This window comes from Sphaerochaeta sp. UBA5849, from assembly GCA_002432715.1.
Classification (GTDB): Bacteria; Spirochaetota; Spirochaetia; order Sphaerochaetales; family Sphaerochaetaceae; genus Sphaerochaeta.
The window spans coordinates 1-15907 of the sequence record DJGJ01000007.1 but is presented as its reverse complement, the minus strand read 5'-3'; the positions used below and the strand labels follow the sequence as shown (position 1 = coordinate 15907).

At 53.1% G+C, this 15907-nt stretch carries 15 protein-coding genes; 13 read left to right on the top strand and 2 right to left on the bottom strand.

Features of this window, described 5'->3' with window-relative positions; all coding sequences use genetic code 11:
• Positions 1 to 143 precede the first annotated feature (143 nt).
• The 7 genes from B3K89_RS01115 (at position 144) to B3K89_RS01085 (ending at position 7081) form a co-directional block, all read left to right on the top strand.
• Entirely contained in the window at positions 144 to 1160 is a 1017-nt protein-coding gene (locus B3K89_RS01115) for a TRAP transporter substrate-binding protein (protein WP_293894249.1), read from the top strand.
• A 69-nt stretch (positions 1161 to 1229) separates the two neighbouring features.
• Positions 1230 to 1769, top strand: coding sequence for a TRAP transporter small permease (locus B3K89_RS01110; protein ID WP_293894246.1), 540 nt, complete (start codon positions 1230 to 1232; stop codon positions 1767 to 1769).
• A complete protein-coding gene (locus B3K89_RS01105; protein ID WP_345906940.1) occupies positions 1769 to 3085 on the top strand; it encodes a TRAP transporter large permease in 1317 nt (438 codons plus the stop codon). Before B3K89_RS01110 ends, B3K89_RS01105 begins: the two co-directional genes overlap by 1 nt.
• Before the next feature lie 153 nt (positions 3086 to 3238).
• Complete coding sequence (locus B3K89_RS01100; protein WP_293894240.1) at positions 3239 to 4060, top strand: electron transfer flavoprotein subunit beta/FixA family protein; 822 nt, start codon at positions 3239 to 3241, stop codon at positions 4058 to 4060.
• Positions 4053 to 5048, top strand: a complete 996-nt coding sequence (locus tag B3K89_RS01095; protein WP_293894237.1) for an electron transfer flavoprotein subunit alpha/FixB family protein — start codon at positions 4053 to 4055, stop codon at positions 5046 to 5048. The genes B3K89_RS01100 and B3K89_RS01095 overlap by 8 nt, the downstream gene beginning before the upstream one ends.
• Positions 5045 to 6463, top strand: a complete 1419-nt coding sequence (locus B3K89_RS01090; protein WP_293894234.1) for an FAD-binding oxidoreductase — start codon at positions 5045 to 5047, stop codon at positions 6461 to 6463. Before B3K89_RS01095 ends, B3K89_RS01090 begins: the two co-directional genes overlap by 4 nt.
• 9 nt (positions 6464 to 6472) lie before the next feature.
• Positions 6473 to 7081 (top strand): TetR/AcrR family transcriptional regulator, encoded by a 609-nt coding sequence (locus B3K89_RS01085; RefSeq protein ID WP_293894231.1) that lies wholly within the window; start codon positions 6473 to 6475, stop codon positions 7079 to 7081.
• Here the strand turns inward: B3K89_RS01085 and B3K89_RS01080 are convergent.
• Complete coding sequence (locus B3K89_RS01080) at positions 7070 to 7711, bottom strand: SGNH/GDSL hydrolase family protein (RefSeq protein WP_293894228.1); 642 nt, start codon at positions 7709 to 7711, stop codon at positions 7070 to 7072. The two genes, B3K89_RS01085 and B3K89_RS01080, sit on opposite strands and share 12 nt — an antisense overlap.
• 67 nt (positions 7712 to 7778) lie before the next feature.
• On the opposite strand from B3K89_RS01080, the gene B3K89_RS01075 reads away from it, so the two are divergent.
• Complete coding sequence (locus B3K89_RS01075) at positions 7779 to 9065, top strand: sn-glycerol-1-phosphate dehydrogenase (protein ID WP_293894225.1); 1287 nt, start codon at positions 7779 to 7781, stop codon at positions 9063 to 9065.
• Here the strand turns inward: B3K89_RS01075 and B3K89_RS01070 are convergent.
• A complete protein-coding gene (locus B3K89_RS01070; protein ID WP_293894222.1) occupies positions 9046 to 9849 on the bottom strand; it encodes a TIM barrel protein in 804 nt (267 codons plus the stop codon). The genes B3K89_RS01075 and B3K89_RS01070 overlap by 20 nt on opposite strands.
• A 116-nt stretch (positions 9850 to 9965) precedes the next feature.
• Here B3K89_RS01070 and B3K89_RS01065 point away from each other — a divergent pair, with 116 nt between their 5' ends.
• The 5 genes from B3K89_RS01065 (at position 9966) to B3K89_RS01045 (ending at position 15841) form a co-directional block, all read left to right on the top strand.
• Complete coding sequence (locus B3K89_RS01065; protein ID WP_293894220.1) at positions 9966 to 10841, top strand: sugar phosphate isomerase/epimerase family protein; 876 nt, start codon at positions 9966 to 9968, stop codon at positions 10839 to 10841.
• A gap of 238 nt (positions 10842 to 11079) precedes the next feature.
• The gene (locus B3K89_RS01060) at positions 11080 to 12096 is read left to right on the top strand and encodes an ABC transporter substrate-binding protein (RefSeq protein ID WP_293894217.1); all 1017 of its coding nucleotides are present in this window, start codon (positions 11080 to 11082) and stop codon (positions 12094 to 12096) included.
• A 74-nt stretch (positions 12097 to 12170) separates the two neighbouring features.
• Positions 12171 to 13862, top strand: coding sequence for an ABC transporter permease (locus B3K89_RS01055; protein WP_293894214.1), 1692 nt, complete (start codon positions 12171 to 12173; stop codon positions 13860 to 13862).
• Positions 13863 to 13873: 11 nt separating this feature from the next.
• On the top strand, positions 13874 to 14962 hold the full coding sequence (locus B3K89_RS01050) for an ABC transporter ATP-binding protein (protein WP_293894211.1): 1089 nt from the start codon (positions 13874 to 13876) through the stop codon (positions 14960 to 14962).
• Between the two features lie 3 nt (positions 14963 to 14965).
• Positions 14966 to 15841 (top strand): PfkB family carbohydrate kinase, encoded by an 876-nt coding sequence (locus tag B3K89_RS01045; RefSeq protein ID WP_345906939.1) that lies wholly within the window; start codon positions 14966 to 14968, stop codon positions 15839 to 15841.
• Positions 15842 to 15907: the final 66 nt, after the last annotated feature.

Below are 15907 nucleotides of genomic sequence, written 5' to 3'. Positions count from 1 at the left end.
CCATTTTGAAATTGCCTCTAAATTTTTCAATTTTTTGGATAGATTGCACTTTCTTTCACTGCACCTTGCGTGCACGATTTTCCTCGTATAGATTTTTTCGTGTACCTGTGGTAATCAGGTCGAATTTCTTTGAGGAGGCTCCTATGAAACGTGTAATGTTTGTTCTTTTGGCACTCTTGCTCTGTTCTTCCATGGCATTTGCTGCTGGTTCGCAAGAAACTGCTGCGGGTCCCGCAGTTGAAAAAAATGTAAAGCTTGTCTATGCCGAGGTAAACCCGCTTGACAGCATCGTCGGCAAGACCGGTGTGTATTTCAAAGAGCAGGTCGAGAAGCTCAGCGGTGGTACGGTCACCATCGACATCCAGGCTTCCGGTGTTCTTGGTTCCGAGAACGACGTTCTCGATTCCATCCTCGGTGGTGGTACGTCGATCGACATGTCCAGAATCTCCGCATTCGCGCTGACCAGTTATGGTGCTGAGAAGTCCAAGCTTCTGTCCATTCCGTTCACCTTCGAGAACAGAGCTCATTTCTGGGCTTTCGCCAACTCCGACCTCGCTGCCGAGTTCCTGAACGAACCCCAGACCATCGGTCTTCCGATTCGCGGTATCTTCTATGGTGAGGAAGGCTTCAGACATTTCTTTACTGTAAAGAAGGTCGCCAAGATGAGCGACCTCAAGGGTATGAAGCTCCGTGTATCCAATGACCCGGTTATGAACGGCATGGTCAGAGGCCTTGGTGCTTCCCCGACCGTTGTCTCCTTCGGTGAGCTGTATTCCGCCCTCCAGACCGGTGTTGTCGACGGCGCCGAGCAGCCGATTGCAAACTACAAGGCCAATGCTTTCCACGAAGTCGCCCCAAACATGATTCTTGACGGTCATACCCTTGGTGCCATCCAGGTTGTCATTACCGACACCGCTTGGAACAAGCTGTCCGAGAAGCAGAGAAGCGCCATCATGGAAGCCGGCAAGCTTGCTCAGGCATACAATGCCGAGATCAGCGAGAACGCAGAGAATGAAGTGCTTGCAGCTCTCAGGGCGGAAGGTGTCAATATTGTTGAAGTTGCCGACAAGAGCGAGTGGGCCAATGCCAGTAAGGCTGTAATCGAAGAGAATACAAAGAGCCAGGCCGCTCTGTATCAGAAGATCAAGGCATTGAAGTAAAGGTTTTTTGTCAGGTATTGGTGGGATTGCACAGTCAATCCCACCTTTTCAAGTCTCAGGAGATACACCATGCCAAAGTTCTTTGCAACCATGGATAAAGTTAAACATGCATACGATTTGACAGATAAGATTGTACTAATTATCTGTAAATTGCTACTGATAGCCGATATTCTTATCACCAGTTATGCGGTAGCCGGTCGTATGTTCAATCAATATGTTCCGTTCCTCAAGGATCCTGCTTGGACGGAAGAGGTGGTTTTGACCTGCATGTCCTATATGGCTGTACTTTCAGCCGCCCTTGCCATCAGGAGGGGGTCGCATATCAGGATGACCGCCTTTGACAAATACCTTCCCAAGCGTGTCATCAAGTTTCTGGACATCCTTTCCGATATCGCTGTTCTCAGTCTCGGCCTGATCATGCTCTTCGTCGGCTGGCGGTATGCAACGACACTCGGAGGCAGGGGGTTTTATGTTTCCATTCCCTGGCTCAGCCGATTCTGGATGTATTTCCCTGTACCTCTTGCCGGGCTTGCCATGATCATTTTTGAATTGGAGTCTCTTTACAACCATTTGAAGTCCTTCTTTGTGAAGGAAGAGGAGAAGGCCTGATGGACGCAAACAGCATTGCAATTCTGATTCTTCTGGGAAGCTTCTTCATCATGATTTTGCTGCGGTTCCCTATCGCGTATGCAGTAGGACTTTCCTCGGTATTCTGCATGCTCTTTCAAGGCAACAGCCTCAATGACATCTGTCGCCTCATGGTAAAGGGCATCAGCTCATTTTCCCTTATGGCGGTTCCTTTCTTCATCACCATGGGTGTATTGATGGGCTCCGGTGGTATTTCGCAAAAACTCATCGCCTTGGCAAACGCCTGTGTAGGATGGATGAGGGGAGGCTTGGCCCAGGTAAACATTGTAGCTTCCTACTTCTTTGGAGGTATTTCCGGTTCGGCCGCCGCCGATACTGCATCCCTTGGTTCTATCCTCATTCCCATGATGGTCGACGAAGGCTACGATGCAGACTTCTCCACTGCGGTTACCATTACCAGCTCCTGCGAAGGACTGCTGGTACCTCCGAGTCACAACATGGTCATCTATGCCACTACCGCCGGCGGAATTTCGGTGGGCAGTCTGTTCCTTGCCGGATATCTTCCCGGTGCCTTGCTTGCCATCACCTTGATGATCGGTTCCTACATCATCTCGGTGAAACGGGGCTATCCAAAGGGGGATGCGTTCAGTCTTAAAAATTTCTTTATTCAGCTGAGTAAATCCATCTGGGCGCTCGCTGCGGTTGTAATCGTCGTCGTCGGCGTTGTCGCAGGTGTATTCACTGCTACTGAATCGGCTGCCATCGCGGTAATCTACTCCTTGATTGTCTCTGTCTTCATTTACAAAGGTTTGACATGGAAGGGTGTTTGGAAGGTTTTGGATGATTGTGTAGGTACCCTTGCAATAGTCCTTATCCTTATCGCAACATCCTCTGTCTTCGGCTATTGTCTGACTACGCTGCATGTTCCTACGCTTGCCGCCCAAGCCATTACAAACCTTACCAGCAACAGGATTCTGTTGATTCTGCTGTTGAATGTGATTTTATTGGTGCTGGGTGCCATCATGGACATGGCTCCGATCATCCTGATTGCAACCCCGATCCTGTTCCCCATCGCAACCGGAGTCTGCGGCCTCGATCCCATCCAGTTCGGCATCATGGTGGTGCTCAACTGCGGTATCGGCCTTTTGACGCCTCCTGTCGGAGCAGTCCTTTTCATCGGTTCAGCCGTTGGAAAGATTCCCATGGAGCGGGTTGTCAAAGCAACGCTCCCGTTCTATCTCTGTATGATTGTCGCACTTCTCTTGGTGTCATTCATTCCTGAGATCAGCCTGTTCCTGCCGCAGGTTTTCGGAGGATATGTTCCTCTCCACGCCTAGAGGTCGTCCATCGTATATCGTGTAAGCATGAGCCGGAGTTTTTTCTCCGGTTCTCTTTTTTCCAGCAGCAGTGGGAGAAAAAGTGACCGCGGTCATTTTTTTGTTGACGGCAAGCAGAACCCCGCTTAAGATGGAGCAAAAGAGGGGGTATGCATGCATATTATTGTTCCCATAAAACAGGTTCCCCAGACCAGTGATGTTCAGATGGACAAGCAAACCGGTACCATGATTCGGTCCAGTTCTGCTTCCATTCTCAACCCATTGGATCTGTATGCCATAAGCACGGCACTGCAGCTGAAGGATCGCTGTCAGGCACGGGTCAGCGTCATCACCATGGGTCCGCAGAGTGCCGTCAAAGTGCTCAAGGAGGCCATCGCCATGGGATGTGATGACGCAGTGCATCTGACCGACCGGGCTTTCGGCGGTTCTGATACCTGGGCCACCTCCTATATCCTTTCGCTGGCAGTCAAGAAGCTCGGCATACCCGACCTCATCATTACCGGAGAGCGGGCGACCGACGGTGATACCGCCCAAGTCGGTCCGGCTTTGGCATCGTGGCTCGGGCTTCCTGCAATTACCTATGTGTCAAAGATTGAGACAGTGGACGATACATTCTTGGTTGTCGAGCGCTTGATGGAAGAGGGGTATCAGAAGGTGAGAACCACCCTGCCGGCCCTGCTTACCGTCGTGAAGGAAATTTCGTCGGTCCGCCTCCCCACTCTCAGCGGCAAGAAGCGGGCGATGGCCAGCTCGATTGTCGTGTGGGATGCCCAGGCGCTTGATGCTGACAGCCGGTTCATCGGACTGAAGGGCTCTCCGACGAAGGTGGTCAAGATAGATGTTCCCAAGGTCGGCAGGAACTGTATTGTAGCCAAGGTGGAGGATGATGCATCGCTTGTTGCGGCAGTCGACCAGCTTATGGCCTTCTTGGATGAGAAGGACCTGCTGCCCAAAGGAGGTGCCCATCATGGCTGAGGTATGGACGCTCAGTGAGTACGGTGAGCATGGATTGAAGGATGTCTCCTATGAGCTGCTTGGTCGCGGCAGGGCTCTTGCCGACAGCTTGTCAGTGAAATTGGCAGCAGTGGTTCTGGGCCATGGGATTGAGATGTCGGCCTTAGACTCCTTGATAGCGCATGGAGCCGATGTGGTGTATGTTGCGGACAGCGAGCATCTTGCCGATTTTACTTGTGAAAGCTATGCCCGAATCCTGGTTGCCCTTTTAGAGGAGCATAAGCCGCAGGTGATGATTGCTGCTGCCACCACAACCGGACGTACCTTGATGCCCTATGTGGCTGTGCAGGTCCATGCCGGTTTGACTGCCGACTGCACCGAGCTTGCAATCGAGGAAGGAACGGGAAATCTGCTGCAGACCCGCCCGGCGATCGGGGGCAATATCATGGCGACCATCAAGAGTCCCGACCATCGTCCCCAGATGGCGACCATCAGGCCGCACTCCACCAAGAAACCTCTACGAGATGCCGGCCGGGTCGGCACGATCATCCGTATTCCCGCCTCCCCTGCTTGGAAGAACGAGCACGTCGAGGTCCTTGGCCTGAGGAGCTTGGAAGGGCAGAGTGCAAGCATCGAAGAGGCTGAGATTGTCGTCAGCGGAGGAAAAGGCCTGAAGAAGCGTGACAATTTCACCTTGATCGAGAGCCTTGCAAAAGCGTTTGGAGGAGAGGTCGGGGCGAGCCGGGATGCGGTGGACCGAGGGTGGGCGGCCTATCCCCACCAGGTCGGGCTCTCAGGCAAGACCATATCACCTCGTCTGTATGTGGCCGTGGGAATTTCGGGGGCCATCCAGCACCTTGCAGGCATCAAGACGGCAAAGTGCATCGTGGCGATAAACCAGGATGAGCATGCAGCCATCCTCGATCTTGCGGACTTTGCCTTGGTCGGAGATTTGTTCACCATCCTGCCGGAAATCCAAAAACGGCTGGAAGCAAGGAGTAAGGTATGAACAACGCATACGGAATTGTCACCAAGGAAATAGTGGATGAGCTTAAGGCCATTGTAGGGGCGGCAAACCTCCTGACCGATCTGGAACGCATCGAAAACTATAGTCATGACGAGACTTCCAAGGAGGAGTACGCCCACACTCCCGAGGTGGTGCTCACCCCGGTTTCTGCCGGTCAGATTGCATCAATTATGAAGCTGGCCACCCGCTATAGAATTCCTGTAACTCCCCGTGGAGCCGGTTCAGGCCTCTCCGGTGGCGCCATCCCCCTTTTCGGGGGCATCGTATTGTCGGTGGAGAAGATGAACAAGGTACTGGAAATCGATGAGGCGAATCTGACTGTTACCGCCGAGACGGGTATTGTCACCAACGAGTTGAACGAGCAGCTCAAAAGCCGGGGACTCTTTTTCGCCGGCTATCCGATGAGTCTTGAAACCTGTTTTCTGGGAGGCAACATCGCAGAGAATGCCGGTGGCGGCAAGGCGGTCAAGTACGGGGTGACCGGACGCTACATCCTGGGAATGGAGGTGGTCACGCCGCAGGGTGATATTGTCGAGCTCGGTGGCAAGGTCACCAAGGATGTCAGCGGGTATGACCTGAAGCAGCTGTACATCGGCAGCGAAGGGACACTGGGAATCATCACCAAGGCGACGATCAAGCTGCTGGGTGTTCCCAAGGTCGCCTCCGATCTCTTGGTTCCGTTTGCCACCGCCCAACAAGCGATCGCCGTGGTTCCCCTGATCATGAAGCAGGGAATCATCCCGACGAGCATTGAGTTCATGGACCGAAGCTCTGTCGAGATGTCCTGTTCGTACCTGAATGAGAGCCTGCCGCTTGAGGGTGTGGGGGCGATGCTGTTGATCGAGATAGACGGAACGGATGAACAGACGGTCGAGCGCGAGCTGATCCAGGTAGGGGATTTGTGCAGTGAACAGGGTGCGATGGAGGTGTATATCGCCGAGGATGCCACCACGCGCGAGCGCATCTGGTCGGTCCGACGCAACATCGCCGAGGCGATCAAGGTCTACAGCCCGGTTCAGAGCCTGGAGGATGTGGTGGTTCCCATCGCCTCAATCCCCCTCGTGCTTCCCCGTCTTGAAGCGCTGAAAGAGAAGTATCAGGTCAGGATTCCTTGCTACGGCCATGCAGGTGATGGAAACCTCCATGCGACCATCGTCAAGGATCCTGAGATGAGCCTTGCGGATTGGAAGGTGTTGGAACCGAAGCTTCTCTCTGAACTGTATGCTTTCATCACCGGTGAGCTCGGAGGAAAGATCAGCGGCGAGCACGGCATCGGCCTCAAGCGGAAAGGGTATCTGAAGGAAGTGACAGCGCCGGAGGAGTACAGGCTTTTCAAGGCCTTGAAAGCAGCCTTCGATCCCCTGTACATTATGAACCCCGGCAAGATTCTGGACTGAGGAGTGTACATGGCAAAGCAACCCAAACCGCATGGCAAGGCCGAGGCGACCAAGCAGCTAATTTTTGAGAGTGCGTTGACACTCTTCAAGAAAAAGGGCTTCGACCAGGTCTCCATCAAGGAGATTACCGACTTTGCAGGTACGGCAAAAGGGAGTTTTTACAATTATTTCAGCACCAAAAGCGACATCATTGTCGAGGAGTTCTGGGCCATCGACGCCTACTACCGCAGTATTGAGGAGGAGGTGCTCAAGCAGGCTTCAGATGCCGACAGGCTGCTGAGGTTCACCGAGTTGCAGCTGACGTATGTCCGCGATGTAATCGGTTGTGAGACGCTGAAGGTTCTGTATGCCAACCAAGTCCTCAAGGAGGGTTCGGACAAGGTCATTACCGACCAAAGCCGGTTCTGGTACACCTTCATCCGATCGATCATCGAGGAAGGCCAGCGGAAAGGCTTGTTCAAGAGAGAGAAATCGAGTGCACAGTATGCCGACTTTTTCAACCGTGCCATCCGCGGTCTCTTCCTCGATTGGAATATCAGTTCGGCCTCCTTTGATCTCGTGGAGGCCGGCCTTGAGTATTGCCAATTTTTACTGCTTCCTGCGTTGCTACAACCCTAATCCCTTCTGTACCAGGTGGGAAAGGACCTCCATGCCCTGCTTGGTGGGGTGGAGGTTGTCTGCAAGCATCCCGTCGCCTTCGCGGATCGGATAGGCTGCCAGGTCAATGAGGTGGGCTCCTTTGTGAGTCCCTACAATGGTGCGGATTGCATCTGCCAGCTCAAGCTGGCTCCAGTTGTGGATGTTCACCTGGTCCAAAGCCCTGTCGGTCCGCTGCAAGGGGGTGCAGAAGTAGAGCTTGCCGGCCTTGTGTTGCCTGAGCATGGATGTTACCAGCTCCTCATAGGCTTGGATGAATACCTGCTTGGTGACCGGCAGGTCGGCCTGTCCCCAGTCATTGGTCCCTCCGAAGATGATGATTAGATCCCCGCCCAGTCGCGCCTGTCGCTTCTCGTCCAGAAACGAGGAGCTTAGGGGTCTGAGCCCGGTCCTGCTGATCCTGCTTCCCGAGTACGATTCATTCATGAACAAGTCCAGGTTGCAGCGTTTGGCCAGTTGGTGCCACCAGGTGTGTTCGACCTTGGTCACATCCACCCCCTCCTTGGGATAGAAAAGTTCGTTTTCAGCAGGGACGAAACCTGCAAAGGTGGATATGGAATCACCGAGGATTGAGAAGGTTGTGTGTGTCATGAGGGCAGTCTATCGCACTGCTTTCCCTCGCTCAAGTGTCTGTGGTATGCTCACAGGGGAGGCTTGCATGGATACGAAGATTTCATTGGTGCAACGTGGAGCACTGAAGAAGGTCGGCTCAACCTTTGTGGAGGCATTCGGCCATACGAACGCTCTGTTGATCGCCGATGGAAACACGCTTCGAGTCGGAGGGTTTGCCACCGCCCGCTCTTTGGAGAAGGCCGGCATCGAGGTCCGTCAGTTCATTTTTCCCGCCGTTCCACAGCCCTATGCCGATGAGCATTCCATCGCCCAGGTTCGTCTCAGTCTGGAGATGGACAACAGTATCGCCGTGGTTCTTGGTTCGGGGACGCTCAACGATATCACCAAGCGTGCCAGCTCCGAGCTGGACCGCCCCTACATGGTTGTCGCCACCGCCCCTTCGGTGGATGGATACACTTCCTACGGTGCCGCCGTCTCCATCAAGGGGTTCAAGCAGACCTTGAGTTGTGCCGCTCCTTTGGTGGTTCTTGCCGATACCGACGTCCTCTGCGAGGCCCCCGCCGGGATGATAGCGAGCGGATACGGCGATTGCATGGCAAAATTTACAGCCGGAATGGATTGGATTCTGGCAGACCTGTTGGGTGTGCAGGCCATCCGGACGGATGTCTGGGACATGGTTCAAAAGCCTCTGCGTTCGGTGTATGCCCACCACCGGGGTATCGCAAACAGGCAGCGTGAAGGGATCGGCCTGCTTTTCGATGCGCTTTCAGCCAGCGGTTTTGCCATGCAGATCATGCACGACTCACGTCCGGCAAGCGGGGCGGAGCATCTGATCAGCCATATTTGGGAGATGGAGCACCTGAGCAAGGATGGTTTTTTGGTAAGTCATGGCTTCAAGGTTGCCGTGGGGACGATGGCCATCGTCCACCTGTATGAAGAACTGGTCGAACTGGATGTTTCCGAATGCTACGGCAAAAGCAGCCAAAGCTGGGAGGAACGAAAACAGGCTATTCTTTCCTTCTTCCCCAATGAGACGGTTGCCCAAGAAGCCATAGCCGTCTCCAAGGCAAAGTTCTTGGAAGGGGAGGCCTTGGATGCGAGGCGCAAAGAGCTCATGGCCCTGCTTCCCATTCTCAAGGAGCGGATCGCCCTCCAACTACCCCCCTCAAAGGAGCTCAGGGCTTCCCTTGTCGAGGTCGGTTGTCCCGTACATCCAAGTCATATCAATGCAACGCTCGAGGATTTGAAGCGGGCCGTGACCGGAGCCCAGATGATTCGCAACCGCTATACCGTGCTTGACCTCTACTACGAGCTGGGGTTGTTCGACCGCGCACTGCAAAGCTTGGAGGCTCTCAGCGGAAGAGTTGGTTGATACTTTTCTTGACTTCGGTCTCCAAAGTATCGATATCGAGATTCTGTACGGCAGGGCTGAAGGGTTCAAACGAGAAAATTCCCCTGTATCCACTGTTGACCAAGGCTTGGGCTTGTTCGGCGGTGGCGAGCAGGTCATCCTCCTGGAAGAGTATCCTGTCGGCATCGGTCGGCTCGGTGTGTCTGGGGCCTGATGCAACCGAAGAGAGGTGTACAAGATTAGTCATGGAGGCAAAATACTGCTTTTCGTTGGCAAGATGGTGATGGAAGGTGTCATGCACCAGGCGATACCATCGCTCATAGCCGCTTGCCTCGATTGCCCTGATCGCTTCGGCTTTGGTTCTGAGCGAGCTGGCTCTGAAGCCCAGCGGTTCCACATAGCCGTACAGTCCGTACTCCTCGAACAAGGGTCCATACTCGGAGAGGGACTGGGTGGTACGCTCAAGCCAAGAGGCTCGGTCGGCCTCGCGCTCGACGCCGTTGACAGGGCAGAGCACTATTGCATCAGCTCGGAGACTTTTTGCATATTCCAGCAGGCTTTTGAGCTCTTCCTTTTTGGCGTCCGTATACTCATTGAAACGTTGGAAGGCGTTGATGGCGGCCACCTTGAGGTGGTACTTGGCAAGTTGGTCGCGTACTTCTTCTGGATTTTTAGTATCGAACGGGTGCTGATTTGTCAAATCATTTCTCAATTCAATGATGGAACAACCACAACGCTGGGCGAGGGAAAAAAAGTCATAAAGGGGCAGCGAAGGAGCTATGATTCTATTCAAGCCAATTTGCATCGGTACAATCCTCCTGTGCCTCATACTACCATCTGTCATCAAGCTGTCAAGCAAACAATGCTGGTGTTTGCTTGACAGCGGTGCTAGACTTGCTCTAGCAAAGGGGACGAGTACAGATGAAATGGCCGCTAGTCGGGGTGAAGATGCCTAAAGTTCGAACGTTGGAGGCCCTGGATGCCTTCTTGTCAAAGGTTCAAGCCCAAGGCTTCGATGCCGTTGAGATGTCGCTTGAGATGTTTCCCTTCATCATAGATGGGAATGTTTGCAAAGCCTGGGTCGATGCCGTTGAGCCGGTGCTCACCCGCCATTCACTTTTGTATTCCGCCCACATCGGGCGTGGCTTGGACTTGCGCAATCTCGACGATCATGCGCTGCATGCCTCTGTGCTGCAATCCTCCCTTCAGGTGTGCCATGCCCTGCATATCGATATTCTGGTGTTGCATTATGAGATCAAGACCAACAACCAGAAGGCGGAGCGGCAGTTTCTCGATGCCCATCGCCGGGCGGCCGATCTTGCCGGCAGTCTTGGGATTACCTTGGCGGTGGAGAACATCGAGGTGGAACTGGTGGAGCCTGTGGTGCAGATGATGGACCAAATCAAGCATCCCAACCTGAAGCTCAATCTCGATACCGGCCATGCCTATCTGGCATCGAGGCGCTTTCATTTCGACTTCCTCGATGCGGTGAAGCAGATGGCCCCCCATCTGTGCCACATGCACCTCAATGACAATACCGGACGCTTTGAGGAGCTGAGGATCACCGACCGCCTTGCCTACGACTGTCTGTCGATGTCCCACAGACGGGAGTTCGGGCGGGGGGATATCCATATTCCTCCGTTCTTCGGAAGCGTCCCCTTTGATGAGGTGTTTTCCCATCTCCAATCGTATCAAGGCCGCTACATCTGTGAGTACACCTATGAGGATTTCGAACCGTTCAACCAAGCGATTCAAGAAAAGGTTCGCTCCCGTCTCCTTGCTTCACGATTGAAGTGAAATGAAAACGTTCTTATAGCTGAAAGTGAGGCATCCCTGCAATTTTTTCAAACACATTGCTGTTGGTGGCGGTGGAGAAGAAAAATGGGAATTGTTTGACAAATGCTGACTTTGATGCAATCATCAAAGTATGGTAACGTTTTCATAAAAGGATTCAAGAACGAAGGAGGATGCGTTCTTGATGGTAGGAGGCGTTGCCGCTCCTGGTAAGGGAGCTGTACATAAAGGAGGATTGAAGATGAAGAAAATGTTATGCGTACTGGCGGCAATACTGATGCTTGCCATGCCCTTGTTCGCTCAGGCAACGGCCGAGAGTGCACCCAAGAAGTACCAGACACTGCAGATGTATACCGCACTGGATACCGAAGAAGCCCAGTATTATTTGGATGTATTCCAGAAGACCAGCGGGATCAAGGTTGAGTATGTTCGCATGAGTTCGGGCGAGGTATTGGCCCGAATGGAAGCCGAGAAGTCGAATCCGCAGGCAAGTGTTTGGTTCGGCGGTTCAAATACCGACCACATCAACGCCCAGTCGAAGGGCCTTTTGACTCCCTACAAACCCAATACTGATTTCGAGCTTGCACCGATGTTGCATGCTGATGATTACAGCTGGAACGGTTTCTATACCGGTGCCATCGGCTTTGTGACCAACACTGAGTTCTTGAAAAAGCATAATCTCCAGCCCCCCAAGAGCTGGGACGATCTGCTGAACCCTGTCTACGAGGGACAGATTGAAATGGCCTATCCGTATACCAGCGGTACTGCCTATACCACCTGGGCCACCATCATTCAGATGAAAGGCTTGGAGGGAGCCCTCGATTGGTGGGAGAAGTTTGACAAGAACGTTCACCAGTACACCAAGAGCGGTACTGCCTGTATCGCACGCGCCGGCTTGGGCGAATGTGCAGTCGGCATCTCTTTCTCCCACGATATCGTTGCAAAGGGTGTTGCCATGGGCTACCCCTTGGTAATGAGTTTCCCCGAGGAAGGTACCGGGTATGAAGTAGGTGCCGTCTCCATGATCAAGGGGGCAAGGCAGGTGGAAGAGGCTCAAATATTCATGGATTGGTGTTTCACTGAAGAAGCCCAGAACCTGTTCAAGAAGTATTCACGTCTGCCTGTCAATCCCAAGGCAGCCGTTGCAGAAGGAGCCGTCAAGCTGTCCGACATCAAGTTGATTGACTACGATGCCGTGAAGATGGGACTTGCCAAGGATGAGTACGTCACCGCTTGGAGAGACCGTATCGGCAAATAACAGTTCATGTCGGAAATCAAGGTGCAATCTCAACGCTTTCAGCGGGGTTGCACCTTGCTGTAAAGAGGTGGGTGATGAAACATCAGGGCCGCAGCCATATTCAACGCATCAATGAGATAAAGAAGCTGATACAGGAACCGTTTTTGCTTATTTCCATCCTTGTAATCTTCTATCTCTTGATTCTCTTTGTAATCTTCCCGATTTATCAGGTGTTCAAGACAAGCCTGTCGTATGAGGGGCATTTCAGCCTCAAGAACTACAGCGATGTCCTTAGGCAGTCGTATTATATCAGGCCGCTTTTCAATTCGATGATTCTCGGTGTCCTTGTAGCCACCATCGGAACCTTTGTCGGCTTTGTGTTCGCCTATGCCATCACCAGGACTCCGATGAAAGCGAAGGGTGCATTCCGTTTGATTGCAACCTTCCCGATGGTAAGCCCGCCGTTTGTTGTGGCTCTCGCCTGCATCCTGCTCTTTGGAAGATCGGGAATTTTTGCAGGGGCGATTGGAAACATCTACGGCCTGACCGGCCTGACCATTGTTGAGGTCATCGCTTATGCCCCGACTGCCTTTCTGGCCCTGGTGGGGGTGTTGCAGGCCATTGACCCTGCTTTGGAAGAGGCCGCAATGGATTGCGGAGCTTCGAGGATCAAGATTTTCAAGACCATCATCCTGCCGCTGGCCACCCCGGGCATCGTCAGTGCATGGCTATTGGTATTCATCCAGTCACTCGCCGATTTCGGCAATCCCATGATTCTCAGCGGGGACTTCTCGGTCCTTTCGGTGCAGGCGTATCTGCAGATTACCGGCATGTATGACCTTGCCCGCGGATCAACGCTTGCCATCCTGCTGTTGATTCCTACGGTAATCGCCTTTTATCTGCAGAAGTACCTGCTTTCCAAGAAGTCGTATGTCACCGTTACCGGCAAGCCCACCTCGGCAACCATCAAGAATCTTGAGTGGTACATCAAGTACCCTGTCTATGCCTTTTGCATTATGTTCGCCTTGATCGTGCTTCTCTTCTACAGCATGGTCGTCTGGGGTTCGTTCCAGAAGCTTTGGGGTATTGATGCAACGCTGACCCTTCGCAACTACGTTCAAATGTGGCGTGTAGGGAAAAATTACATCCTCGACTCCCTCTACATTTCTGTAATCATTACCCCGATTACCGGTATTTTGAGCATGTTCATTGCCTACTTGATCACTAGAAAGCAATTTTTCGGGCGTAATGCGATGGAGTTCTCCAGTATGCTGACCTTTGCGGTTCCCGGAACCGTCGTAGGTATCGGTTATATTCTCGCCTTCAATACGCCATCACCGTTGATGCCCGTGACCCTGACCGGGACGGGGTTCATTATCATGGCTCTCTTGGTGTTCAGAAACCTGCCCGTGGGTATCAGAAACGGTGTTGCCGCCATTGAGCAGATAGACCCCTCCATCGAGGAGGCCTCGATTGATTTGGGTGCGGACAGCGGTCTCACGTTTAGAAAGATCACCCTCCCGATGATCACCCCGGCGTTCTTCTCGGGCTTGGCCAACTGCTTTGTCCGTTCGATGACCGCCATCAGTGCCATCATCTTTGTCGTATCGGGTAAGTGGAACTTCATCACTGTCGCCGTACTCGGGTTTGTCGACAATAGTCAGTATGCTCAGGCCGCCGCCATGAGTCTTTTGCTGATCGCCATCGTTTTGCTCGCCTTGGGCTTGATCAAGCTCGCAACCGACCGGATGGGCAGGGGCATGCAATCCAGCTCCATCATTGAATAGGAAGAGAAGCCATGAAAGAAGCATATTTGGAATTGAAAGATTTGACGAAGTCCTTCGGCAGCGATTCTGACAAGGTGATGGCTGTCGACCATATCAATCTGCAGGTGAAGGAAGGCGATTTGGTGACCTTGCTCGGCCCCTCGGGGTGTGGGAAAACCACCACCCTCAGAATGATTGCAGGCTTTCACACCCCTACCTGCGGTGATGTCTATATCGACGGGGTGAGTATGAATCAGATTCCCCCGAACAAGCGTCCGACGGCGATGGTGTTCCAGAACTATGCACTGTTTCCTCATATGACAGTGTTTGAGAATATTGCCTACGGCCTCAGGATTCGCAAGGAGAGCAATGAGGAAGTCAAGCGCAAGGTTGATGATATCATGAACCTGATCGGTCTCGAGAATCTGGGTGATCGTCAGCCTCGACAGCTTTCCGGCGGGCAGCAGCAGCGTGTCAGTCTTGCCAGGGCGTTGGTTATGGAGCCGAAGGTATTGCTTTTTGATGAGCCGCTGTCGAATCTCGATGCCAAGCTGCGTGTTTCCACCCGTCTGGAAATCCGCAAGCTGCAGCAGCGCGTGGGAATTACCAGCGTCTATGTCACCCACGACCAGGAGGAGGCGATGACGCTCTCCGACAAGGTTGTAATCATGGACAGGGGTTTGATCCAACAGGTGGGTTCTCCTGCCGAGATTTACAGTCATCCGGTGAATCGTTTTGTTGCCGGGTTCATCGGGAAGGCGAACTTTTTGCGCGCAGTCGTAGAAACGGTTGATGCACAGCAGTTGCTATTGCGGTTCTTGGGTAAGAAAATCGTTGCTCCTCGCTGGAACAAGGAGATCAAGGCAGGTGAAGAGGTACTCATTGTAGCCCGTCCTGAATCAATTCTCCCTGAGCATCCGAGTGAGGCTCTGGTGGAAGGGGTGGTGGTGAACTCTGTCTACTTCGGCTCTCAGATGCTCTATGAGGTGGAACTGCCCGACCGCACGGTTCTTCAGATAGAAGTAGCCGACCCCCAGTATCACCCGATTTTTTCCCAAGGTCATAAAGTGGGGTTGGCATTCAAGGACCGCAGCTTGCATGTGCTGCCGATGGAGGGATAAGAAGTGAAGTATGATATTTTGATGCTCGGACACATTTCCCAGGATGTTCTGATCGATCATCAGAACGTGAGACAGGATATCGTAGGAGGGGCTGTCGTCTACTCCTCGTTTGCTGCAGGGTCTGCCGGCAAGCGTGTTAAAGTCATCACCAAGCTGGCTGACAATGACCTGCATATTCTCAAAAACCTTCAGCATCCTCTGGTTGACTGGGACGTATTGCCCTCCAAACAGAGTACTTCGATCAAGAATACCTACTTCACTGCAGACAAGGAGAGACGTGAGGTGATACTCCTCTCCCAGGCGGATCCCTTCGTGCTTGAGGAGGTGCAGGCAGAGGCATCCATCTACCACCTTGCAGGCCTGTTCGGTGGAGAAATTCCAGACTCTCTGGTTTTGCCGCTTTCAAAACGCGGGAAGGTCGCCCTCGACGCCCAAGGGGTGCTTCGGTGTCTGGATGAACAGAAGAATCTTGTTTTCAGGGACTGGGGGCGCAAGCAGGAGCTGCTTCCCTATATTACCTACTTCAAGACCGATGCCGCCGAGGCAAAGATTCTCACGGGCTTGGACGACCGCGAGAAGGCGGCCAGACTGTTGTGCAGCTGGGGAGCACAGGAGGTGATGCTCACCCACAATACCGAAGTGATGGTCTGTCATCAGGGGAACATCCATACCGCCCCGTTCACCAACAGCAACAACAGTGGTCGTACCGGACGGGGTGATACCGCTTTTGCAGCATACCTGGCCTGGAGGCAGGACCACGATGCAGCTGAGTCCACCCGCTTTGCGGCAGCGCTCTGCAGTCTGAAGATGGAAAAGCCCGGAGTGTTTAGGGGAACGCTTGATGAGGTGCACAAGCGCATGGAACGGGATCGCGTTTAGCAGTTTGCATGGAATGAGGAGAGGTTCGGCCTCTCTTCTTTTTTGGGCTCAATCATAAATCTTGTG